Annotated in this window: 19 protein-coding genes and 2 pseudogenes; 8 read left to right on the plus strand and 13 right to left on the minus strand. The window is 71.6% G+C overall.

Features of this window, described 5'->3' with window-relative positions; all coding sequences use genetic code 11:
• The first annotated feature begins 7 nt into the window (after positions 1-7).
• Positions 8-1,375, plus strand: coding sequence for an aldehyde dehydrogenase family protein (locus tag ABZ721_RS03990; RefSeq protein ID WP_358786962.1), 1,368 nt, complete (start codon positions 8-10; stop codon positions 1,373-1,375).
• A 6-nt stretch (positions 1,376-1,381) separates the two neighbouring features.
• A complete protein-coding gene (locus ABZ721_RS03995; protein ID WP_358786963.1) occupies positions 1,382-2,173 on the plus strand; it encodes a 3-oxoacyl-ACP reductase in 792 nt (263 codons plus the stop codon).
• A 54-nt stretch (positions 2,174-2,227) separates the two neighbouring features.
• On the opposite strand, the gene ABZ721_RS04000 is transcribed toward ABZ721_RS03995, so the two are convergent.
• Entirely contained in the window at positions 2,228-2,869 is a 642-nt protein-coding gene (locus ABZ721_RS04000) for a vitamin K epoxide reductase family protein (RefSeq protein ID WP_358786964.1), read from the minus strand.
• Between the two features lie 153 nt (positions 2,870-3,022).
• On the opposite strand from ABZ721_RS04000, the gene ABZ721_RS04005 reads away from it, so the two are divergent.
• The 4 genes and pseudogenes from ABZ721_RS04005 to ABZ721_RS04020 all read left to right on the plus strand — a co-directional run bounded on the left by ABZ721_RS04005 (position 3,023) and on the right by ABZ721_RS04020 (position 6,571).
• Positions 3,023-3,877 carry an ABC transporter ATP-binding protein gene (locus ABZ721_RS04005; RefSeq protein ID WP_358786965.1) on the plus strand — a complete coding sequence of 285 codons (855 nt, stop codon included), beginning with the start codon at positions 3,023-3,025 and terminating at the stop codon, positions 3,875-3,877.
• Complete coding sequence (locus ABZ721_RS04010) at positions 3,874-4,722, plus strand: ABC transporter permease (RefSeq protein ID WP_358786966.1); 849 nt, start codon at positions 3,874-3,876, stop codon at positions 4,720-4,722. The genes ABZ721_RS04005 and ABZ721_RS04010 overlap by 4 nt, the downstream gene beginning before the upstream one ends.
• 614 nt (positions 4,723-5,336) lie before the next feature.
• Positions 5,337-5,858: pseudogene (locus tag ABZ721_RS04015) on the plus strand (sensor histidine kinase); the annotation flags it as partial.
• 22 nt (positions 5,859-5,880) lie between these two features.
• Positions 5,881-6,571: pseudogene (locus ABZ721_RS04020) on the plus strand (response regulator transcription factor).
• A 160-nt stretch (positions 6,572-6,731) separates the two neighbouring features.
• Here the strand turns inward: ABZ721_RS04020 and hisS are convergent.
• Positions 6,732-7,994, minus strand: a complete 1,263-nt coding sequence (hisS, locus tag ABZ721_RS04025) for a histidine--tRNA ligase (RefSeq protein WP_358786967.1) — start codon at positions 7,992-7,994, stop codon at positions 6,732-6,734.
• Between the two features lie 11 nt (positions 7,995-8,005).
• Complete coding sequence (locus ABZ721_RS04030) at positions 8,006-8,716, minus strand: MBL fold metallo-hydrolase (protein WP_358786968.1); 711 nt, start codon at positions 8,714-8,716, stop codon at positions 8,006-8,008.
• Positions 8,717-8,945: 229 nt separating this feature from the next.
• On the opposite strand from ABZ721_RS04030, the gene ABZ721_RS04035 reads away from it, so the two are divergent.
• Positions 8,946-9,776, plus strand: coding sequence for a peptidylprolyl isomerase (locus tag ABZ721_RS04035; protein WP_358786969.1), 831 nt, complete (start codon positions 8,946-8,948; stop codon positions 9,774-9,776).
• Between the two features lie 173 nt (positions 9,777-9,949).
• Positions 9,950-11,179: a DUF349 domain-containing protein gene (locus tag ABZ721_RS04040; protein ID WP_358786970.1), complete on the plus strand. Its 1,230-nt coding sequence runs from the start codon at positions 9,950-9,952 to the stop codon at positions 11,177-11,179.
• A gap of 72 nt (positions 11,180-11,251) precedes the next feature.
• Here the strand turns inward: ABZ721_RS04040 and ABZ721_RS04045 are convergent, their stop codons facing one another.
• The 10 genes from ABZ721_RS04045 to pdxT all read right to left on the minus strand — a co-directional run.
• Positions 11,252-13,681, minus strand: a complete 2,430-nt coding sequence (locus ABZ721_RS04045) for a bifunctional (p)ppGpp synthetase/guanosine-3',5'-bis(diphosphate) 3'-pyrophosphohydrolase (protein ID WP_358786971.1) — start codon at positions 13,679-13,681, stop codon at positions 11,252-11,254.
• A gap of 124 nt (positions 13,682-13,805) precedes the next feature.
• On the minus strand, positions 13,806-14,366 hold the full coding sequence (locus tag ABZ721_RS04050; protein ID WP_358786972.1) for an adenine phosphoribosyltransferase: 561 nt from the start codon (positions 14,364-14,366) through the stop codon (positions 13,806-13,808).
• Complete coding sequence (secF, locus tag ABZ721_RS04055) at positions 14,363-15,535, minus strand: protein translocase subunit SecF (RefSeq protein WP_358786973.1); 1,173 nt, start codon at positions 15,533-15,535, stop codon at positions 14,363-14,365. Before secF ends, ABZ721_RS04050 begins: the two co-directional genes overlap by 4 nt.
• Positions 15,535-17,301, minus strand: a complete 1,767-nt coding sequence (gene secD, locus ABZ721_RS04060) for a protein translocase subunit SecD (RefSeq protein ID WP_358786974.1) — start codon at positions 17,299-17,301, stop codon at positions 15,535-15,537. The genes secF and secD overlap by 1 nt, the downstream gene beginning before the upstream one ends.
• Positions 17,302-17,389: 88 nt before the next feature.
• Positions 17,390-17,842, minus strand: a complete 453-nt coding sequence (gene yajC, locus ABZ721_RS04065) for a preprotein translocase subunit YajC (protein ID WP_358786975.1) — start codon at positions 17,840-17,842, stop codon at positions 17,390-17,392.
• Positions 17,843-18,002: 160 nt separating this feature from the next.
• Positions 18,003-19,076, minus strand: coding sequence for a Holliday junction branch migration DNA helicase RuvB (gene ruvB / locus ABZ721_RS04070; RefSeq protein ID WP_358786976.1), 1,074 nt, complete (start codon positions 19,074-19,076; stop codon positions 18,003-18,005).
• A gap of 149 nt (positions 19,077-19,225) precedes the next feature.
• Positions 19,226-19,849, minus strand: a complete 624-nt coding sequence (gene ruvA, locus ABZ721_RS04075; RefSeq protein WP_358786977.1) for a Holliday junction branch migration protein RuvA — start codon at positions 19,847-19,849, stop codon at positions 19,226-19,228.
• Positions 19,846-20,385 (minus strand): crossover junction endodeoxyribonuclease RuvC, encoded by a 540-nt coding sequence (gene ruvC / locus ABZ721_RS04080; RefSeq protein WP_358786978.1) that lies wholly within the window; start codon positions 20,383-20,385, stop codon positions 19,846-19,848. The genes ruvA and ruvC overlap by 4 nt, the downstream gene beginning before the upstream one ends.
• Before the next feature lie 137 nt (positions 20,386-20,522).
• Complete coding sequence (locus ABZ721_RS04085; protein ID WP_358786979.1) at positions 20,523-21,275, minus strand: YebC/PmpR family DNA-binding transcriptional regulator; 753 nt, start codon at positions 21,273-21,275, stop codon at positions 20,523-20,525.
• Between the two features lie 60 nt (positions 21,276-21,335).
• Positions 21,336-21,867, minus strand: a 532-nt coding sequence (gene pdxT, locus ABZ721_RS04090; RefSeq protein ID WP_358786980.1) for a pyridoxal 5'-phosphate synthase glutaminase subunit PdxT, incomplete at its 5' end; no start/stop codon positions are given.

The raw sequence follows: 21,867 nt of genomic DNA on the forward strand, positions 1-21,867 counted from the left end.
AGCAGTCGTGACCGAGCACCACCAGGTACTGAACCCCGCCACCGAGGAAGTGATCGCCACCGTCGCGGCGACCACCCCCGAAGGCGTGGACACCGCCGTCTCCGCGGCGGCCAAGGCCCAGCGGGAGTGGGCCGCGCTGGCCCCGGCCGACCGGGCGCGCGGCCTGCGCCGGTTCGCCGCCGAGGTCGACGCGCACGTCGAGGAGCTGGCCGCGCTGGAGGTCCGCGAGGCCGGCCACACGCTGGGCAACGCCCGCTGGGAGGCCGGCAACGTCCGCGACCTGCTCGACTACGCCGCCGGCGGGGTGGAGCGGCTCAGCGGGCGGCAGATCCCGGTCGCCGGCGGCATCGACCTCACCTTCCACGAGCCGATCGGCGTCGTCGGCGTCATCGCCCCGTGGAACTTCCCGCTGCCGATCGCCGCGTGGGGCGCCGCCCCGGCACTCGCGGCGGGCAACGCCGTCCTGCTCAAGCCGGCCGAGACCACCCCGCTGACCGCCCTGCGGCTGGCCGAACTCGCCCTGTCCGCCGGCCTGCCCGAAGGGCTCTTCCAGGTGCTGCCCGGCGCCGGCCCGGTCGCCGGGGCCCGGCTCGTCGAGCACCCGGACGTGCGGAAGATCGTGTTCACCGGCTCCACCGCCGTCGGCAAGCGGATCATGGAGCAGTGCGCACGCCGGGTGAAGCGCGTCACCCTCGAACTCGGCGGCAAGAGCCCCAACATCGTCTTCGCCGACGCCGACCTGGAGCGGGCCGCCGCCGCGGCCCCGATGTCCTTCCTGGACAACGCGGGCCAGGACTGCTGCGCCCGCACCCGGATCCTGGTCCAGCGGCAGGTCTACGACCGGTTCCTGGAGCTGCTGGTCCCGGCGGTCGAGGCCGTCAGGGTCGGCGACCCGGCGGACCCCGCCACCGAGATGGGCCCGCTGATCTCGGCGGTCCAGCGCGAGCGGGTCCGCTCGCTGGTCACCGGCGACCTGCCGGTGGCGGCCCGCGGCAGCGCCCCCGAGGGGCCGGGCTTCTGGTACCCGCCGACGGTCCTGGCGCCGGTCGGCGCCGCCGCCTCCGCCGCCACCGAGGAGATCTTCGGCCCGGTCGCCGTCGTGCTGCCCTTCGAGGACGAGGCGGACGCGCTGCGGCTCGCCAACGCCACCCGCTACGGGCTCTCCGGCTCGATCTGGACCCGCGACCTCGGCCGCGCGATCCGCATGTCACGCGGGGTCGCGGCGGGCAACCTGTCGGTCAACAGCCACAGTTCGGTCCGCTACGCGACCCCGTTCGGCGGCTTCGGCGAATCCGGCCTCGGCCGGGAGCTGGGCCCCGACGCCCTCACCGCCTTCACCGAGACCAAGAACGTCTTCATCAGCACTGAGGAGTAGCAGCGCATGTCAGAGCCATCCACCACCGAAGTCTGCCGCCGCCTCGTCGGCCGCACCGCGGTCATCACCGGCGCCGGCAGCGGCATCGGCCTGGCCACCGCGCGCCGCCTCGCCTCCGAGGGCGCCAACGTCGTCGTCGCCGACATCGACGAGGGGTCGGGCAAGGCCGCCGCCGAGGAGGTCGGCGGGATCTTCGTGAAGGTCGACGTCACCGACCCCGAGCAGGTCGAGGCGCTGTTCAGGACGGCGTACGACACCTACGGTTCGGTCGACATCGCCTTCAACAACGCCGGCATCTCGCCGCCGGACGACGACTCGATCCTCACCACCGGCCTGGACGCCTGGCGCCGGGTCCAGGACGTCAACCTGACCTCCGTGTACCTGTGCTGCAAGGCCGTGCTCCCCTACATGCAGCGGCAGGGCAAGGGGTCGATCATCAACACGGCGTCGTTCGTGGCGAAGATGGGCGCGGCCACCTCGCAGATCTCCTACACCGCGTCCAAGGGCGGGGTGCTGGCGATGACCCGCGAGCTGGGCGTGCAGTTCGCCCGCGAGGGCATCCGCGTCAACGCGCTGTGCCCGGGCCCGGTCAACACCCCGCTGCTGCGGGAGCTGTTCGCCAAGGACCCGGAGCGCGCCGCCCGCCGGCTCGTGCACATCCCGGTGGGCCGCTTCGCCGAGCCGACGGAGATCGCCGCCGCGGTGGCGTTCCTCGCCAGCGACGACTCCAGCTTCATGACCGCGGCTGAGTTCCTCGTGGACGGCGGTATCGGCGGCGCGTACGTCACCCCGCAGTAGCGGCCATGTCTCCGCCGCACCCCGCGACGGGTGCGGCGGGGCGGCGCGGGAGGGTCAGACGAGCGTCTTCCAGTACGACCACCAGCGGGTCAGGATCAGCATCACGATGATGCCGTACCAGAGCACCGGCACGACCCAGTGGAACTCCAGGACCGCCGAGCGCACCCCGGCCGGGACCTTGATGATGTCGTGCTTGATGTTGTGCACGGCGGTGTACCAGAAGAGCGCGATGGTCACGGCCCAGGCCAGGCAGCACCACAGGCACAGCGAGTTGATGCTGTAGAGCGACTGGTACTGCAGCCACGTCACGAAGCCGACGCCGAACACGGTGCCGGCCTGCAGGCCCAGCCAGAACCAGCCGCGGTAGCGGGCCCCGGCGAGCAGCCCGACGCCGATGCAGAGCACGATCGGATAGGCGATCATGCCGATCATCGGGTTCGGGAAGCCGAACGCGTGGGACTGGTCGCTCTTCATGATGTTGCCGCAGGAGATGATCGGGTTCAGGCTGCAGGCCGGGACGAAGTTCGGGTCCTCCAGCAGCTTGAACTTGTCATCGGTGATCACGAAGGACGCGAGCGTCCCGAGCGCGCCACAGATGATCAGCAGCCACGCGTAGGCGCGCCCCGTGCCGATGGTGCCCCGGGAGGTATCGCGGTCACCGTCGGTGAGCGTCTGGTCGAGCGCCGAAGTCGTCATATCGCCGTTCCGTAGATCCGTCGTTAGCCCGCGCGACTTTCATTGTGCACCAGCGACATGGCCCGCAGGTGCCCGGAGGTCCATCGAACGGTGGACACAAAAGTGTCCTCCTGGTCGTCCCCCGCGGCTCCCGCCGGGAGGAGCCTGGGCGGCATGGGAAACGAAGCGGTGCGGGTACGGGGCCTTCGCAAGCGGTACGGCGAGGTCACCGCGGTGGACGGCGTCGATCTCGACATCGGGCGCGGCGAGGTGTTCGGGATCCTGGGCCCCAACGGGGCGGGCAAGAGCACGACGGTCGGGATCCTGCAGGGGCACCGGACGAGGGACGGCGGCGAGGTGTCGGTGCTGGGCGAGGACCCGGGCACCGCGGGCCGCGCCTGGCGCTCGCGGGTCGGCATCGTCTGGCAGGACGAGTCGGCCCCGGCGGAGCTGACCGTCCGCGAGATCGTCCGGCACTTCGCGCGGTACTACCCGCGCCCCCGCGACCCGGAGGAGGTCGTGCGGCTGGTCGGCCTGGAGGAGAAGGGCGACAGCCGCATCAAGGCCCTGTCCGGCGGCCAGCGGCGGCGGCTCGACGTGGCGCTGGGGGTGATCGGCTCCCCCGACCTGCTGCTGCTCGACGAACCGACGACCGGGTTCGACCCGGCCGCCAGGCGGCAGTTCTGGGACCTGATCCGCATGCTGGCCCGGGAGGGCACCACGATCGTGCTGACCACCCACTACCTGGAGGAGGCGGAGGCGCTGGCGGGGCGGCTCGCGGTGATCGCCGGCGGCCGGGTGGTGGCGGACGGCGACCCGGCGACCCTGGGCGGCCGGGCCCAGGACCGGGCCACCGTGCACTGGACCGATCCGCGGGAGGGGCCGCGCAGCGTCGAGACCGACACCCCCACCCGGACCGTCGCCGAGCTCATCCGGCGCTTCGACGGCGAGATACCCGCCCTGCGGGTCACCCGCACCACCCTGGAAGACGTCTACTTGCGGCTGATCGGCCAGGAGGACGCACGATGACCACCACGGCGGCGACCGGCACCACCACGGCGGCGGGACCGGGCCGCCTTCCCGGCGCCTGGCGGATCGGCCTGAGCCGCGGCGCCCTGGAGATCAAGCAGTTCTTCCGCGTCCGCGACCAGGTGGTCTTCACCTTCGCCTTCCCCGTCGTCCTCATGTCGCTCTTCGCGTCGATCTTCCGCGACGACCTGCACGGCTCTGGCGTCAGCGCCTCCCAGCTCTACGCGTCGGCCATGATCGGCGCGGGCCTGATGTCCACCAGCTTCCAGTCGCTGGGCATCTCCATCGCCATCGAGCGCGACGAGAAGGCGCTGCGCCGGCTGCGCGGCACCCCGATGCCGAAGTCCGCGTACTTCCTCGGCAAGCTCTGGCTGGTCCTGGTCACCGGCATCGCCGAGACCGCCCTGCTGCTGCTCGCCGGCACCACCCTGTTCGACCTCGACCTGCCGGCCTCCGCCGGCAAGTGGCTGACCTTCGGCTGGGTCCTGGTCCTCGGCGTGGTCGCCTGCTCCCTGCTCGGCATCGCGATCAGCAGCGTCCCCAAGTCCTCCCGCAGCGCCTCCTCGGTGGTCGTCCTGCCCTTCCTGGTCCTGCAGTTCGTCTCCGGCGTCTACATCTCGGTCGACACCGTGCCCGACTGGATGCTCACCGTCGGCGCGTTCTTCCCCCTCAAGTGGATGTGCCAGGGCTTTCGCGGGGTGTTCCTGCCCGACCACGCCCGGGTGCTGGAGCAGGCCGGGGCCTGGGAGTACGGAAAGACCGCCCTGGTGCTGGGGGCCTGGTGCGTCGCAGGATTGGCGCTGTGTGTGATGACCTTCCGCTGGAAGAGCCGGGACGAGGGATGACCGCGGGCAGCGCCCGGGGCGGCGACGAGTGGAACAACCGGTTCCTGCGCTGGGACGCCTACTTCGCGGTGGTGTACCTCTGCACCCTCGTCTTCATCCTGGGCGCGGCCACCCCGGGCCCCGGCCTCCGGACGGTCGCCGCGGTGCTGCTGACCGCCTCCGTGCCCTGGTACGTCGCCGTCGGGCGCCCCGCGCTGGTCGTCGAGGGCGCGGACGAACGCCGGTCACTGCTCTACCTGACCGGCGCGGTGGCGCTGTTCCTGCCGCCCGCCTTCCTCGTCGGGGAGACCCGGCTCGCCACGTTCGCCCTCGCCCCGCAGTGCTTCATGCTGCTGTGGACGCACCTGCGCCGGGCGCTGGCCCTGATGCTGGTGGTCAACCTGGTGCCGGTGGTGGGCTGGGGGCTGCTGTGGCGGCCGGCCGCGCACGACCTCTTCTTCCAGTCCGTCTTCGCCGTCGTCACCCTGGCCTTCTCCGCCGCGTTCGGCGGCTGGACCATCCGCATCATCACGCAGAGCGCGGAGCGCGCCGACCTCATCGCCGAACTCGACGCCAGCCGCGAGGAGGTGGCCCGGCTCTCCGCCGAGCGCGGCGCGCTCGCCGAGCGGGCCCGGATGTCCCGGGAGATCCACGACACCCTCGCCCAGGGCTTCACCAGCCTGCTGATGCTCGTGCAGGTCGTCGAGTCGGAGATGACCGGCGCACCGGACGAGGCCCGCCGCCACCTCGCGCTGATGGCCCGCACCGCCCGCGAGAACCTCGCCGAGGCCCGCGCCCTGGTCACCGGCGACGGCCCCGCCGGCCTGGACGGCAGCTCGCTGCCCGACGCCGTCCGCCGGCTGGTGGCCCGCCACCGCGAGCAGACCGGCGCGGCGGCCACCGTCGAGGTGACCGGCGCCGTCCGCCCGCTGCCCGCCGGCGTGGAGGTGGTGGCCCTGCGCGGCTGCCAGGAGTCCCTGTCCAACGCCCGCCGGCACGCGGGACCGGCCGCGCCGGTCACCGTGTCGCTGGAGTACGCGGCCGAGGCGCTGTGCCTGCGGGTCCGCGACGAGGGCCGCGGTTTCGGCACCGGCACCCGTTCCGGCGGATACGGTCTGGCGGGGATCCGCGCCCGCGCCGGCGAGATCGGCGGCACGGCCGACGTGCGCAGCGCGCCGGATAGCGGCACGGAAGTCGTCATCACCCTCCCCACCGCCCCCCTGCCCGCCACCGCCACCAGGAGCCCCGCGTGATCCGCGTCCTGCTCGCCGACGACCATCCCGTGGTGCGCGAGGGCCTGCGCGGCATGCTCGACGCCGAACCCGACCTGGAGGTCGTCGGCGAGGCCGACAGCGGCCCGCAGGCCGAGGCGCTCGCGGCCCGGCTGCTCCCCGGCATCGTGCTGATGGACCTGCGGATGCCGGGCGGCGACGGCGTCGCCGCGACCGCCCGCATCACCGCCGCGGGACTCCCCTGCCGGGTGATCGTGCTGACCACGTACGAGACGGACGGCGACATCCTGCGCGCGGTCGAGGCGGGCGCGGCAGGCTACCTGCTCAAGGACGCCTCCCGCGCCGAACTCGCCGACGCCGTCCGCGCCGCCGCCCGCGGCGAGACCGTCCTCGCCCCCTCGGTCGCGTCCCGCCTCATGGACCAGCTGCGCACCCGCCCCGAACGCCCCCGCCTGACCGACCGCGAGGCGGCGGTCCTGCGCCTGGTCGCGGAGGGCTGCACGAACGCGGAGATCGGCCGCCGCCTCTTCATCGGCGAGAGCACCGTCAAGACCCACCTGCTGCGCGCGTTCGCCAGACTCGGCGTGGACGACCGCACAGCGGCGGTCACCAGCGCGATGCGGCACGGGTTGATCTGACCCGTGCCGAACGGGCCGCGCGCTCGTCGGGCGAACCGTGCTCCCGGCCGACGCGGGGGGTGGTCCGGGCACCTGCGACCCGACGCCGCCGGAGTCCGCCCGCTCCACCCCCGTGCGGGAGTGGAGGGGCCGAGCACCCGCCCGGGTGCTCGGCCCTCCGTCAGGCCAGCCGCGACCGGACTGCCGCGACGATCCCGTCGAGCGCCACCGCGGTCTGCTCTCCGGACACCATGTCCTTGAGCTGGACGACGCCCTCGGCGAGGTCGCGGTCACCGGCGATGAGCGCGTACGTGGCGCCCGAGCGGTTGGCCGCCTTCATCGCCGCCTTCAGCCCCTTGCCGCCGAACGCGAAGTCCGTGGCCACGCCCGCCTTCCGCAGCTCGGTGACCACCCCGAAGAGCACCCGGCGGGTCTCCTCGCCGAGCGGCACCGCGAACACGCTGGTGGAGGCGGGCAGTTCGAGCGTGATCCCCTCGGCCTGCAGCGCCAGCACCGTGCGGTCCACGCCGAGCGCCCAGCCGACGGACGGCAGCGCGGGGCCGCCGATCATCTCGGACAGGCCGTCGTAGCGGCCGCCGCCGCCGACCGCGGACTGCGCGCCGAGTCCGTCGTGCACGAACTCGAAGGTGGTGCGGGTGTAGTAGTCGAGCCCGCGCACCAGCTTCTCGTCGTCCTCGAACACCACGCCCGCCGCCGTCAGCAGCTCGCGCACCTGCTCGTGGTACGCCTTGCACGCCTCGCACAGGTAGTCGCGCAGCGCCGGAGCGCCGACCAGCTGCTTCTGCACCGCGTCGCGCTTGTCGTCGAGCACGCGCAGCGGGTTGATCTCCGCCCGCCGCACGGTGTCCTCGTCCAGGTCGAGCCCGGCCAGGAACTCCTGGAGCGCGGCCCGGTAGACCGGACGGCACTCCTTGTCGCCCAGCGAGTTCAGCAGGATGCGGAAGTTCCGCAGCCCGAGCGTCCGGTACGCCTGGTCGGCGAGGATGATCAGCTCGGCGTCCAGCGCCGGATCCTCCATGCCGATCGCCTCGGCACCCACCTGCGAGAAGTGCCGGTACCGGCCCTTCTGCGGGCGCTCGTAGCGGTAGTACGAGCCGGAGTACCAGAGCTTGACCGGCAGCGATCCGGCCTTGTGCAGGTTGGCCTCCAACGTCGCGCGCAGCACGGACGCGGTGCCCTCGGGGCGCAGCGCCAGCTCGTCGCCGCCCTTCGTCGTGAAGGCGTACATCTCCTTGGAGACGATGTCGGTGGACTCGCCGACACCGCGGGCGAACAGCTCCACGTTCTCAAAGCCGGGTGTCTCGATGTAGCCGTAGCCGGAATTGCGCAGCGGCGCGGAGATCGCCTCGCGCACCGCGAGGAAGGTCGCGGAATCCGGCGGCAGCAGGTCATAGGTGCCCCGAGGGGCCTGGAAGGTACTCACAGCAAGCCTGGTCACAATCCTCGTCGCGGAGCCGGCGAGCCGGCTCCGAAGCCGCGGGCCGCTTCCCCGAGGTAGGGGTTGGCGGCGCGCTCGCGGCCGATGGTCGTCTGGGGGCCGTGGCCGGAGAGCACCACGGTCGAGTCGTCGAGCGGCAGGCACACCCGTGCCAGCGACTCCAGCAGCTCGTCCGGGGAGCCCCCGGGCAGGTCGGAGCGTCCGACGGAGCCGGCGAACAGCAGGTCGCCCGAGAAGAACACCGACGGCACGTCGGAGGACTCGGGGAGCCTGAAGGTCACCGACCCCTTCGTATGGCCCGGCGCGTGCGAGACGGTGAACTCCAGGCCGGCCAGGCCGAGGGCGGCGCCGTCGGTCAGCTCCCGGACGTCGTCGGGTTCGCCGATCGTCAGCTCGCCCAGCAGCTGCTGCCCGATGGAGCGGCCCAGGGCCTTCTCCGGGTCGCTCATCATGTAGCGGTCCCGGGGGTGGATCCAGGCCGGGACGTCGTGGGCCCCGCAGACCGGCACGACGGACGCCACATGGTCGATGTGCCCATGGGTGAGGATGACGGCGACCGGCTTGAGGCGATGCTTGGCGAGCGTGTCCTCGACGCCCTGGGTCGCTTGGTGACCCGGGTCGATGATCACGCACTCCTCACCGGCGGCGGGGGCGACCACATAACAATTGGTCCCCCAGGCCCCGGCGGGGAACCCGGCAATGAGCACGTTCGTCCTTCTGTCGTCCGCGGAGGTGTCGGCAGCTCACGAGCCTACCGGCGCGGGAGCGGCCGGGGCGAACCCGTATCGTCCCGGCAGGGGCGCCCGCGGGTACCGCACGGGTGGCGGGCGGGTACTGGACTGCGGGCCCGCTGGGGCGCGAAGATTCGCCGCACGCGGATTCACGTTGAGAACACGTTTTCGTCAAGACTGAAGCAGAAGACCGGGAGACGGCGAAGTGGTCACCAAGGAACAGCGGCGGCGACAGCTCGCCCGAGAGAAGTTCGAGCGGCAGCAGCAGCGCAGGACCGTGGAGCAGTCCAAGGCCCGCCGGCGCAACGCCGTGGTCGCGGCCGTGGTGGCCGTCGTGGTCGCCGCGGGTGCCACGGCGTACGCGACCGGCAGCCTGGACGGCAAGGACAAGCCGAAGACCGACGCGGCCGCCAGTGCCACGCCCTCGGCCACGACGCCCGCCAAGGCACCGGACCCGTGCGCCAAGCCCGGTGCGGGCACCCCGGGCAAGGAGCAGTGGAAGTCCGAGCCGGCGATGGCGATCGACAAGAGCGCGAAGTACACCTTCACGCTCCAGACGACCTGCGGTGACATCGCGCTGGCGCTGAACGCGGAGAAGGCGCCGTCGACGGTGAACTCGTTCAAGTTCCTCGCCGACAAGGGCTACTTCGACCACACCAAGTGCCACCGGCTCACCGCCGAGGGCATCTACGTCCTGCAGTGCGGCGACCCGACCGGCACCGGCCAGGGGGGTCCGGGCTACACGATCCCGGACGAGAACCTCAAGGACCCGTCCGTCGCGAAGGGCACCTACCCGGCGGGCACCGTCGCGATGGCGAACACCAGCAAGCCGCACACCGGCGGCAGCCAGTTCTTCCTGGTCTACAAGGACAGCCCGCTGCCGGCGTCCTACACCCCCTTCGGCACCATCGGCGCCGACGGCATGAAGGTGCTGGAGAAGATCGCGGGCGCGGGGGCGGCAGCCGCCGACGCCCAGGGGAACACCGCGCCGAACGCGACCGTGGTGATCAACAAGGCGGTCGTCAAGCAGTCGTGAACCCCTGATGAGCCGGGCCCCGGAGGTAAATTTCGCGTGCGCTGGATGCGGACAGCCGGGGCGCCGGTCGCCTATGTTGGCGTTGGACCGGTCAGGGCGCAGCCCGACCGGAGGAAACTGTGAACGATGCCGGCGAGCCGTACAACGGCCGGGCATCACGTGGAGGAGGCGCTGTGAGCAGCGACCCATGGGGCCGCGTCGATGAGACGGGGACCGTGTACGTGCGTACGGCCGACGGGGAGCGGGAGGTCGGTTCGTGGCAGGCGGGGTCTCCGGATGAGGCGCTGGCCTACTTCGAGCGCAAGTACGAGGGGCTCGTCGTCGAGATCGGCCTCCTCGAACGGCGGGTGAGGACCACCGACCTCGCGGCCAAGGACGCGCTGACCGCGATCGAGCACCTGCGGGCGTCGGTCACCGAGGCACACGCGGTGGGCGACCTGGCGGCACTCGCCACGCGGCTGGACGCCCTCGTCGGGCTGGTCGAGTCGCGCCGCGAGGAGCGCAAGATCGCCAAGGCGAAGGCGACCGACGAGGCCAAGGCGGCCAAGGAGGAGCTGGTCGCGGAGGCCGAGGGGCTGGCCGAGAGCGAGCAGTGGCGGACCGCGGGCGAGCGGCTGCGCGCCCTGGTGGACACCTGGAAGGCGCTGCCGCGCCTGGACCGCAAGGCCGACGACGAGCTGTGGCACCGTTTCAGCCACGCCCGTTCGGTCTTCTCCAAGCGGCGCAAGGCGCACTTCGCGTCGCTGGACTCGCAGCGTGAGGAGGCCCGCCGCGTCAAGGAGAAGCTGGTCACGGAGGCGCTGGCGCTGGCGAACTCCACCGACTGGGGTCCGACGGCCGCCCGCTACCGCGAGCTGATGACGGAGTGGAAGGCCGCGGGCCGCGCGCAGCGCGAGGCCGAGGACGACCTGTGGAACCGCTTCCGCGGTGCGCAGGACCAGTTCTTCCAGGCCCGTACCGAGGTCTTCAACGAGCGTGACTCGCAGGAGCGGGAGAACCTCGCGCTCAAGGAGGAGCTGGCCATCGAGGCCGAGAAGCTCCTGCCGGTGACGGACCTCAAGGCGGCGCGGGCGGCGTTCCGCGCGGTCAACGAGCGCTGGGAGGCCATCGGCCACGTGCCGCGCGACGCCCGGCCGCGGATCGAGGCCCGGATGCACGCGGTCGAGCGCGCGATCCAGGACACCGAGGAGAACGAGTGGCGCCGGACGAACCCGGAGGCGCGGGCGCGTGCCGCGGGGCTGACGGGCCAGCTCCAGGCGGCCGTCGACAAGCTGCGCACGCAGGCCGAGGCCGCTCGGGCCGCGGGCAACACGTCGAAGGCCGACAAGCTCACCCGTGAGCTGGAGGGCCGGCAGGCCCTGCTCGACCAGGCGCTGAAGGGCCTGGAGGAGTTCGGCGGCTGAGCTCCGGCCCCGCACACGCGAGCGGCCCCGGTACGGAGAGGCAGATCCGTACCGGGGCCGCTCGCGTCTGCTCTAGCGCTGGCGGCCCGAGGTGACGCGGTACACGTCGTAGACGCCCTCGACGCCGCGTACGGCCTTCAGGACGTGCCCCAGGTGCTTGGGGTCGCCCATCTCGAAGGTGAAGCGCGAGGTCGCGACGCGGTCGCGGGAGGTCTGCACGGCGGCGGACAGGATGTTGACGTGCTGGTCGGACAGCACCCGCGTGACGTCCGACAGCAGCCGCGACCGGTCCAGCGCCTCGACCTGGATGGCGACCAGGAAGACGGACGACTGGGTGGGCGCCCACTCGACCTCCAGGATCCGCTCGGGCTCCTGGGACAGCGACTCGATGTTGACGCAGTCCGTGCGGTGCACCGAGACGCCGCTGCCGCGGGTGACGAAGCCGATGATCGGGTCGCCCGGCACCGGGGTGCAGCAGCGGGACAGCTTGACCCACACGTCGTCGACGCCCTTGACGACCACGCCGGGGTCGGCGTTGGCGCGCCGCTTGGAGCGGTTGCGCGAGGGGGTGGTGACCTCCTCGATCTCCTCGGTCGCGCCCTCCTCGCCGCCGAGCGCGTCGACCAGCTTCTGGACGACGGACTGGGCGGTGATGTGCCCCTCGCCGATCGCCGCGTAGAGCGCGGAGATGTCGGGGTAGCGCATCTCGTGGGCGAGGGTGACGAGCGAGTCGCCGGTCAGGACCCGCTGGATCGGCAGGTTCTGCTTGCGCATCGCCCGCGCGATGGCGTCCTTGCCCTGCTCGACGGCCTCCTCGCGGCGCTCCTTGGAGAACCAGGCGCGGATCTTGTTGCGGGCGCGCGGGGACTTCACGAAGCCCAGCCAGTCGCGCGACGGGGCGGCGCTGGCGGCCTTGGAGGTGAAGACCTCCACCAGGTCGCCGTTGTCGAGCGTCGACTCCAGCGGCACCAGCCGGCCGTTGACCCTGGCCCCTATGGTCCGGTGGCCGACGTCGGTGTGGACCGCGTAGGCGAAGTCCACGGGAGTGGCGCCGGCGGGCAGCGCTATCACGTCGCCCTTGGGGGTGAAGACGAAGACCTCGCTCTGCGAGAGGTCGAAGCGCAGCGACTCCAGGAACTCGCTGGGGTCCTCGGTCTCCTTCTGCCAGTCCAGCAGCTGCCGCAGCCACGCCATGTCGTTGACGGTGTCGCCGTCGCTCTTGCGCGGGGTGTCGGTGCGCACCTTGGAGGCGCCGGAGACCGGGTCCTGCTTGTACTTCCAGTGCGCGGCGATGCCGTACTCGGCGCGGCGGTGCATGTCGAAGGTGCGGATCTGCAGCTCGACGGGCTTGCCGCTGGGCCCGATGACCGTCGTGTGCAGCGACTGGTACATGTTGAACTTGGGCATCGCGATGTAGTCCTTGAACCGCCCGGGCACCGGGTTCCACCGCGCGTGGATGGTCCCGAGCGCCGCGTAGCTGTCGCGGACGGTGTCGACGAGGACGCGGATGCCCACCAGGTCGTAGATCTCGGCGAAGTCGCGGCCTCGCACGATCATCTTCTGGTAGACGCTGTAGTAGTGCTTCGGGCGGCCGGTGACGGTCGCCTTGATCCGGGCCGCGCGCAGGTCCTGCTGGACCTGGTCGGTGACGACGGCGAGGTACTCGTCGCGCTTGGGGGCGCGCTCGGCGACCAGCCGCACGATCTCGTCGTACATCTTGGGGTAGAGGATCGCGAAGGCGAGGTCCTCCAGCTCCCACTTGATGGTGTTCATGCCCAGCCGGTGCGCCAGCGGGGCGTAGATCTCCAGCGTCTCGCGGGCCTTCTTCTCCTGCTTCTCCCGCTTGAGGTACCGCATGGTGCGCATGTTGTGCAGGCGGTCGGCGAGCTTGATGACCAGGACGCGCGGGTCCTTGGCCATGGCCACGACCATCTTGCGCACGGTCTCGGCCTGCGCGGCCTCGCCGAACTTCACCTTGTCGAGCTTGGTGACGCCGTCCACCAGCAGCGCGACCTGGTCGCCGAAGTCCCGGCGCAGCGCGTCCAGGCTGTAGTCGGTGTCCTCGACGGTGTCGTGCAGCAGCCCCGCCATCAGGGTGGCCGGGTCCATGCCCAGCTCGGCGAGGATCGTGGTGACGGCGAGCGGGTGCGTGATGTACGGGTCGCCGCTCTTGCGCTTCACACCGCGGTGCCAGCGCTCGGCGACCTGGTAGGCGCGCTCGATCTGCCGCAGCTGCGCGGTGTCGCCCTTGGGGTCGTTGCCCCGGACGATGCGCAGCATCGGCTCCAGCACCGGGTTGTACGGGCTGGAGCGCTGCACACCGAGCCGGGCGAGGCGGGCGCGGACGCGGTTGGAGGAGCCTGCGGCGCGCGAGGGTGTCGCGCTGCCGGGGGTCCGTGCGGGCCGGACGGCAGGCGTCGGCGGCTCGGGGGCGGCTCCGTTGCTCCCGGCGGGGGTTTCGTCCCCGCCTTCGGCGTCGAGCGGCTGGGCCTCGTCTGGCAAGAGCACTCCTCACGCGGGTTAGAGCACCCATGGTATCGATCTGTGGCAGGAGGCGGGCGCCCGGTGGTTCCGGGCGCCCGCCTCCGGGGCCGTGCTGGGTGCCGCAGGCGCCGGGCCTGCGGTGTCAGACGATGATCAGCGCGTCCAGCGGCGCGCCCGCGAGGGCGCCGGAGAGCCGTTCGCGGCCGCCGAGGAAGCCGAGCTCCAGCAGGACCGCGACTCCGGCCACCTCCGCGCCGGTCCGCCGGACGAGCTCCAGCGAGGCCTCGGCGGTACCACCGGTGGCCAGCACGTCATCGATGACCAGGACCCGGTCGCCGGCGGCGAGGGCGTCCCGCTGCACCTCTATCTCCGCGCTGCCGTACTCCAGCTCGTAGCGCTGCGACAGGGTCGCGCCGGGCAGCTTGCCCGCCTTGCGCACGGGCACGAAGCCGAGGTGCGCCCGTGCCGCCGCGGGGGCGGCGAGGATGAACCCGCGCGCCTCCAGCCCGGCGACCTTGGTGGCGCCGTGGCGCGCGCAGAGCACGGCCAGGGCGTCCACCAGGGCGTTGAACGCGTCGGGGTCGGCCAGCAGCGGGGTGATGTCCTTGAACACCACACCCGGCTGCGGATAGTCCGGCACGTCCCGGATCCGGCCGAGGAGCTGCTCGCGCAGCGCCTCGGCAGCGGCTGAGATCGCCGTCATCGCCGCTTCCCCGAGGGCCGGTTCTTGTTGCGGCTGCGGGTGGCGGCGCCCTGCGGACGCTGGCCGACCACACCGCCGGCGGCGGCACGGTCGCCGTCGTCCAGCTCGGCGTCCTCCTCGGCGGCCTCGGCCGCGGCGACGTCCTCGCGGGCCTGCCGGTCCTCCTCCGCCGGGTCCACGCCCTTGGCCGCGTCGGCCTTGCGCTTGGCCAGCACGCGCTTCTTGAGGGCCTTCATCTCCGGGTCGCGCTCCTTGAAGTCCGCGACCAGCGGGGTCGCGATGAAGATCGAGGAGTACGCACCGGCGGTGAGGCCGACGAAGAGCGCGAGCGCGATGTCGTTGAGCACACCGGCCCCGAGGATGCCGCCGCCGATGAAGAGCAGGGCGCCGACGGGCAGCAGCGCGACGACCGTGGTGTTGATGGAGCGCACCAGGGTCTGGTTCAGGCTGCGGTTGGACAGCTCGCTGTAGGTGAAGCGGCTCTGCTTGGTGATGCTGCGGGTCGTCTCCTTGAGACCGTCGAAGACGACGACGGTGTCGTAGAGCGAGTAACCGAGGATCGTCAGCAGACCGATCACGGTGCCCGGGGTGACCTCGAAACCGACGATGGCGTAGACGCCGACGGTGATCGTGAGGTCGTGGATCAGGGCGATGAGGGCGGCGATGGCCATCCGCCACTCGAAGGCGATGGCGAGGTAGATCACCACCAGGATCATGAAGATGATCAGGCCGGTGAAGGCCTTCTTCGAGATCTCCTCACCCCAGCTGGGGCCGACGATCTGCGCGTCGATCTTGTCCGCCGGCACACCGAGGTCGGTGCCGACCTTCTCCTGGATGTCCTTCGACTCCGTGGTGGAGATGTCGCTGACCTGGATCCGCACCCCGCCGTTGCCGAGCTTCTGCACGGTGGCGACGTGGCCGCCGGTGTGACCGGCGATCTTGTTCTGCACCTCGGTGACCGAGTACGGCGTCTTCGGGGTCGTGAAGACCGCGCCGCCGGAGAACTCGATGCCGAGCTTGAGACCGTTGATCGCCAGGCCGGCGATGGCCACGATCGTGATCAGGATCGAGACGCCGTACCAGAGCCTGCGCTTGCCGACGAAGTCGTAGGCGATCTCGCCACGGTGCAGCCGGTGTCCGAGCTGTCCGAGATTGCCGAGCTTGGACATCAGGCCTCCTTCGTCTCGGTGCTCGTCCTGCGGCGGACGCGGCGGATGGGGGCCTGGACGCCCAGGCCCTTCGGGTCGAGTCCGGACCACTTGTGGCCGTTGGCGAAGAACTTGCGCCGGGCCAGGATCGTCATGAGCGGCTTGGTGAAGAGGAACACCACCACGACGTCGAGCAGGGTGGTCAGACCCAGGGTGAACGCGAAGCCCTGGACCTTGCCGACCGTCACCGCGAACAGCACGGCGGCGGCGAGGAAGGAGACGAAGTCCGACACCAGGATGGTGCGCCGGGCGCGCGGCCAGCCGCGGGCCACGGCGGGCTGCAGGGAGCGGCCCTCGCGCAGCTCGTCACGGATCCGTTCGAAGAAGACGATGAACGAGTCCGCGGTGATACCGATGGCGACGATGGCGCCGCAGACCGCCGGCAGGTTCAGCGCGAACCCGATGGCCGGGCCGAGCAGCGCCATCAGCGTGTAGGTGAGCGCCGCCGACACCAGGAGGCTGACGATCGCGACGAGGCCCAGGCCCCGGTAGTACGCCAGCATGTAGAGCACGACCAGCGCGAGCCCGACGGCGCCCGCGATGAGGCCGCCGCGCAGCTGCTCGCCGCCGAGGGCGGCGGAGACCGTGGTCACGTCGCTGATGTCGAAGGTCAGCGGGAGCGAACCGTAGGACAGGACGTTCGACAGGTTCTGCGCCGACGTCTGGGTGAAGCTGCCGAAGATCGTCGCGCTGCCGCCGGGCAGGGCCTGCGAGACCGAGGGCGCCGAGACGACGTTGCCGTCGAGGTCGATCGCGAACTGGTTCAGCGGGGGCTGCTGGGTGGCGAGCTGCGTGGTGACCTTGGTGAACTTCTTGGCGCCGCCACCGGTGAAGCTGAGGTCGACGACCCAGCCGTTGCCGGACTGGGTGTCGAACTTCGCACTGGCCTTGGAGACGTCCTTGCCGTCGAGGACGGCCGGGCCGAGCGCGTACTTGTACCAGATCTTGTCCTTCTTCTCGCCGCGCTCACCGCAGCCGACGACCTTGTTCTCCGGCTTGACGCCCTGGTTCGCCGCCAGGCGCTGCTTCGGGTCGTTGCAGTCCAGGGCGGTGAACTTGGCCTGAAGGTCGGCCGGAATCGTGCTGTCCAGCGTGCCGGCCGGGGGCGCGGACGGGCTGGGGGTCGGCGTCGGCGTGGGCGCCTTGCCGGGGACGGCCTTCAGACCGTCGGTGACCGCGCGGCCCTGGGTGGTGGCGCTCGAGGTGGGCGTGGCCTTCGGCGGGGTGCCGCCCTTGGGCGTCGGGCTCGGCGTGCCGGTGGCCTTGCCCGTCGGGGTCACGGACGGGGAGGGCGTCGCCGGCGGCGTCTTGACGGCCGGGGGGTTCGCCTGCTCGGCGAGCACCTGCCGGAAGAACAGCTGAGCGGTCGTGCCGACCTGCTCCTGCGCCTGCTTGGCGTCGGTGCCCTTGGGGATGTTGACAATGATGTTCTTGTCGCCCTGGGTCTGCACCTCCGCCTCGGAGACACCAAGACCGTTGACCCGCTGGTTGATGATGCTCACCGCGGTGTTCATGTTGGTCTTGTTGATCGCGCCGGCCTGGTCGCTCTTGGCCGTCAGCGTGATGCTGACGCCGCCGGCGAGGTCGATACCCAGTCGCGGAGTCGTGTTGTGCGAGAGGAACATCGTCCCCGTCAACGCCACGAGCGCGATCAGGATCACGGCCAGTGCGCGCCCGGGGTACCCCTGACTCCCCGAGGACCTGCGGCCCTTCTTGGGTGCTGCCACCTTCTTGTATCTCCCTGTCCAACCAGCCCCCGGGCCTGCGCGCCCGTGGGGTGGCCACGAAGTGATGTGAGAGTCCGGACCGACCGCCCTACTTGGGGTCGGTGCCGTCCTTCTTCGGCTCGTCCTCCGTCTTGCTCAGGTCGATGCGCTCGTCATCGGCGGCCCCGGCCGTGGCGGCGTCCTGGTCGTGAGCCACGTCCTCATCGTGCGGCGCGTCCTCGCCGAGGTCCTCGGAGCCCTCTTCCAGCTCCTCGGGCTCGATGCCGTGCACGATCCGGTCGTACTCGGCCTGGTCGAGGACGGCGCCGATGGCGTTCTTGGCGAAGTGCGCGTGCACCCCGTCGGCCAGCTCCAGGAGGACCGTGTCCTCGTTGACTTCCTTCACCACGGCGTACATGCCGCCGATGGTGCGGACACCGGAGCCCGGTTCCATCTGGTTCCGCATCGTCGCCGCCTGCCGCTGCTTGTTCTTGGCAGACCGGGTCATGAGGAACATGGCACCGATAAGGATGATGAACGGGAGGAGCAAGCCGATACTCACGATTTACAACGTTCCTTCGCACGGCCGCGGTGGCTGGCCTGATCTACGGGGGTGTATGCCGATCCGGAGGAAGGGCGTCGGCGGAGTCTAAGCGAGTCCTCGCCGGTGAAACAACGCCCAGCATGGCACTGGGGTTCCTGGGGAGCGAGTCCCCGTGCCGTCACGGTCCGAACAGGCCACCCTGGCCGGGGCCCGCGGGCTGCTGGGGCGGGACCAGCCCGAGGTGCGTCCACGCCGCCCGGGTGGCCACCCGGCCACGGGGCGTGCGCGCCAGCAGGCCCTCGCGGACCAGGAACGGTTCGGCGACCTCCTCGACCGTCTCGCGCTCCTCGCCGACGGCGACCGCCAGCGTCGACAGCCCGACCGGGCCGCCGCCGAAGAGCTGGAGCAGGGCGCGCAGCACGGCCCGGTCCAGCCGGTCGAGGCCGCGGGCGTCCACCTCGTAGACCTCCAGGGCCTGGACGGCGATCTCGCGGGTGATCCGCCCGTCGGCCCTGACCTGCGCGTAGTCCCGGACCCGGCGCAGCAGCCGGTTGGCGATGCGGGGCGTGCCGCGGGAGCGGCCGGCGATCTCCGCGCCGCCCTCGCCCTCCAGCTCGACGTCCAGCAGGCGGGCCGAGCGGTGGATGACGCGCTCCAGCTCGGCGGGGGCGTAGAACTCCATGTGGCCGGTGAAGCCGAAGCGGTCGCGCAGCGGGGGCGGCAGCAGGCCGGCCCGGGTGGTGGCGCCGACCAGGGTGAAGGGCGGCAGCTCCAGCGGGATGGCGGTGGCGCCGGGGCCCTTGCCGACGATCACGTCGACCCGGAAGTCCTCCATCGCCATGTAGAGCATCTCCTCGGCGGGCCGGGACATCCGGTGGATCTCGTCGAGGAAGAGCACCTCGCCCTCCTGGAGGGAGGACAGGATCGCGGCGAGGTCGCCCGCGTGCTGGATGGCCGGGCCCGACGTGATGCGGATCGGGGCGCCCATCTCGGCGGCGATGATCATCGACAGGGTGGTCTTGCCGAGGCCGGGCGCTCCGGAGAGCAGGACGTGGTCGGCGGTGCCGCCGCGCTTCTTGGCCGCCTTCAGCACCAGGTCCAGCTGCTGCCGCACCCGCTCCTGCCCGACGAACTCCCCCAGGTCCTTCGGCCGCAGCGCCGCCTCGACGGCCTGGTCCTCACCGTCGGCGTCGGAGCGGACCAGCCGCTCCGGCAGCTCGTCGGCGGCGGGTGCGGGCTCGTCCCAGTTCATCGTGCCCCACCTCGCGTCGCTGCCTTCCGCGGTCCGGGCGACCCGGCCTTGCGCAGGGGTACGGGGAGTCGCTCCCCGGGAAAACGCAGCATGGTGGACTTTCGGGTCGGCGGTGCGGGGTGGGCGGGCAGGCGGGCGGCGGCCTGGCCTCAGCGGGTGCGGTTCAGGGTCTGCAGGGCCGCGCGCAGCAGGGCGGAGACGTTGGGCGTGCCGCCCTCCGCCAGCTCCGCCTCGGCCTGCGGCGCGACGGCCGAGACCGCTTCGTCGGCCTCGCGGGTGGCGTAGCCGAGGCCGATGAGCGCCGCGTGCAGCTGGTCGCGCCAGGAGGCGCTGACCGCGCTGCCGATCCCGCGCTGCGCGCCGGGGCCGACGGGCTCGCCGAGCCGGTCCTTCAACTCCAGCAGGAGCCGCTGGGCGCCCTTCTTGCCGACGCCGGGCACGGCGGTGAGCGCCTTCTCGTCGCCGGTGGCGACGGCGACCCGCAGCGCGTCCGGGGAGTGCACCGCGAGCATCGTCTGCGCCAGCCGCGGTCCGACGCCGCTGACGGTCTGCAGCAGCTCGAAGACCAGCCGCTCGTCGTCGTCGGCGAAGCCGTACAGCGTCAGCGAGTCCTCACGGACGATGAGCGAGGTCGAGAGCCTGGCCTGCTGGCCGGTGCGCAGGCCGGCGAGGGTGCCGGGGGTGCACAGGACGGACATGCCGATGCCGCCCACCTCGATGACCGCGGCGTCCGGGGCGAGGGCGGCGACCGGGCCGCTGACGAAGGCGATCATGCTCGGGGCTCCTGGATTCGTGCCGGCTTGTGGGCGGCGATGGCCTGTTGGAGGCGGTTGGTGGCGGTACCGCGCCAGATGTGGCAGATGGCGAGCGCCAGCGCGTCCGCCGCGTCGGCCGGCTTGGGCGGCTCGTCCAGCCGCAGCAGCCGCGTCACCATGGCGCCGACCTGGGCCTTGTCCGCCCTTCCGCTGCCGGTGACGGCGGCCTTGACCTCGCTGGGGGTGTGCAGGTGGACGGGGAGGCCGCGCCGGCTGGCGCAGAGCATCGCGACGGCGCTGGCCTGGGCGGTGCCCATGACCGTGCTGACGTTGTGCTGGCTGAACACCCGCTCCACGGCGACGACTTCCGGGCGGTACTCGTCCAGCCACGCCTCGATGCCGCGCTCGATCAGGACGAGGCGGGGGCCGATCTCCGCGTCGGCCGGGGTGCGCACCACGCCGACCCCGGCCATCGTCAGCGGGCGTCCCGGGACGCCGTCCACGACGCCGATGCCGAGCCGGGTCAGTCCCGGGTCCACGCCGAGTACCCGCACCCCGTCACCCCTCACGCCCTGTCGGTCAACTGTTCCTGCAGGTTAGCCGTTCCGACTGACATCGCCGCAAAAGCCGGCGGGCCGGCGGGGTGTGTCCCCGCCGGCCCGTCCGCTGACCTCACGCGATCGCGCGGCGATCAGGCGTCGACCTGCTCCATGACCTCGTCGCTCACGTCGAAGTTGGCGAAGACGTTCTGCACGTCGTCGCTGTCCTCCAGCGCGTCGATGAGCTTGAAGATCTTGCGCGCGCCCTCCTCGTCCAGCTCCACCTGCATGGTGGGGACGAAGTTGGCGTCCGCGGAGTCGTAGTCGATGCCCGCGTCCTGGAGCGCGGTGCGGACCGCGACCATGTCGGTGGCCTCGCTGATGACCTCGAAGGACTCGCCGAGGTCGTTGACCTCTTCGGCCCCCGCGTCCAGCACCGCGCCCAGCACGTCGTCCTCGGACAGCTCGCCCTTGGGGACGATGACGACGCCCTTGCGGTTGAACAGGTAGGAGACCGAACCCGGGTCCGCCATGGCACCGCCGTTGCGGGTCATCGCGACCCGGACGTCGGAGGCCGCGCGGTTGCGGTTGTCGGTGAGGCACTCGATGAGCACCGCGACGCCGTTCGGCCCGTAGCCCTCGTACATGATCGTCTGGTAGTCGGCGCCGCCGGCTTCCAGACCGGCACCGCGCTTGACCGCGCTGTCGATGTTCTTGTTCGGGACGGAGCTCTTCTTCGCCTTCTGGATGGCGTCGTAGAGGGTCGGGTTACCGGAGACGTCACCGCCACCCATGCGCGCCGCCACCTCGATGTTCTTGATCATCTTGGCGAAGAGCTTGCCGCGCTTGGCGTCAACCACGGCCTTCTTGTGCTTGGTGGTAGCCCATTTAGAGTGGCCGGACATCGCCAGCTCCTTACAACGTCGCCAGTAGAAATGAACAGGAGAGATCCTACCGGGGTCGGACTAGATCGCGGCGCGCACCATGGCCACGAAGAGCTCGTGAACGCGGTGGTCGCCGGTCAGCTCGGGGTGGAACGAGGTGGCCAGCAGGTTTCCGGAGCGCACGGCGACGACCGTCCCGTCGTCGAGCCGGGCCAGCACCTCGGTCCGCGCGCCGGTCGACTCCACCCACGGGGCGCGGATGAAGACGCCCTCCACGGGGCCGCCGCCGATGCCGGCGATCTCCACGGCCGCCTCGAAGGACTCGTTCTGCCGCCCGAAGGCGTTGCGGCGCACGATCATGTCGATGCCGCCGACCGTCTCCTGGTCGTCCCGGCCGTCCAGGATCTTGTCCGCGAGCATGATCATGCCCGCGCAGGACCCGTAGACCGGCAGGCCGGCCGCGACCCGCTCGCGCAGCGGCTGGAGCATGCCGAAGATGACCGCCAGCTTGGACATCGTGGTGGACTCGCCGCCGGGGATGACCAGGCCGTCCCGCCGCGACCCGGGCGAACAGCCCGGCGTCGAGGTGGATCGCGTCGCTGTGCGCGGCCAG

This window comes from Streptomyces sp. NPDC006733, from assembly GCF_040636125.1.
Classification (GTDB): Bacteria; Actinomycetota; Actinomycetes; order Streptomycetales; family Streptomycetaceae; genus Actinacidiphila.

Excerpts from the sequence above, each read along its gene's own strand:
- ABZ721_RS03995 (WP_358786963.1), top strand. The coding sequence starts at position 1,382 with ATGTCAGAGCCATCCACCACCGAAGTCTGCCGCCGCCTCGTCGGCCGC.
- ABZ721_RS04000 (WP_358786964.1), bottom strand. The coding sequence starts at position 2,869 with ATGACGACTTCGGCGCTCGACCAGACGCTCACCGACGGTGACCGCGAT.
- ABZ721_RS04005 (WP_358786965.1), top strand. The coding sequence starts at position 3,023 with ATGGGAAACGAAGCGGTGCGGGTACGGGGCCTTCGCAAGCGGTACGGC.
- ABZ721_RS04010 (WP_358786966.1), top strand. The coding sequence starts at position 3,874 with ATGACCACCACGGCGGCGACCGGCACCACCACGGCGGCGGGACCGGGC.
- ABZ721_RS04050 (WP_358786972.1), bottom strand. The coding sequence starts at position 14,366 with ATGACGGCGATCTCAGCCGCTGCCGAGGCGCTGCGCGAGCAGCTCCTC.
- secF (WP_358786973.1), bottom strand. The coding sequence starts at position 15,535 with ATGTCCAAGCTCGGCAATCTCGGACAGCTCGGACACCGGCTGCACCGT.
- ruvB (WP_358786976.1), bottom strand. The coding sequence starts at position 19,076 with ATGAACTGGGACGAGCCCGCACCCGCCGCCGACGAGCTGCCGGAGCGG.
- ruvA (WP_358786977.1), bottom strand. The coding sequence starts at position 19,849 with ATGATCGCCTTCGTCAGCGGCCCGGTCGCCGCCCTCGCCCCGGACGCC.
- ABZ721_RS04085 (WP_358786979.1), bottom strand. The coding sequence starts at position 21,275 with ATGTCCGGCCACTCTAAATGGGCTACCACCAAGCACAAGAAGGCCGTG.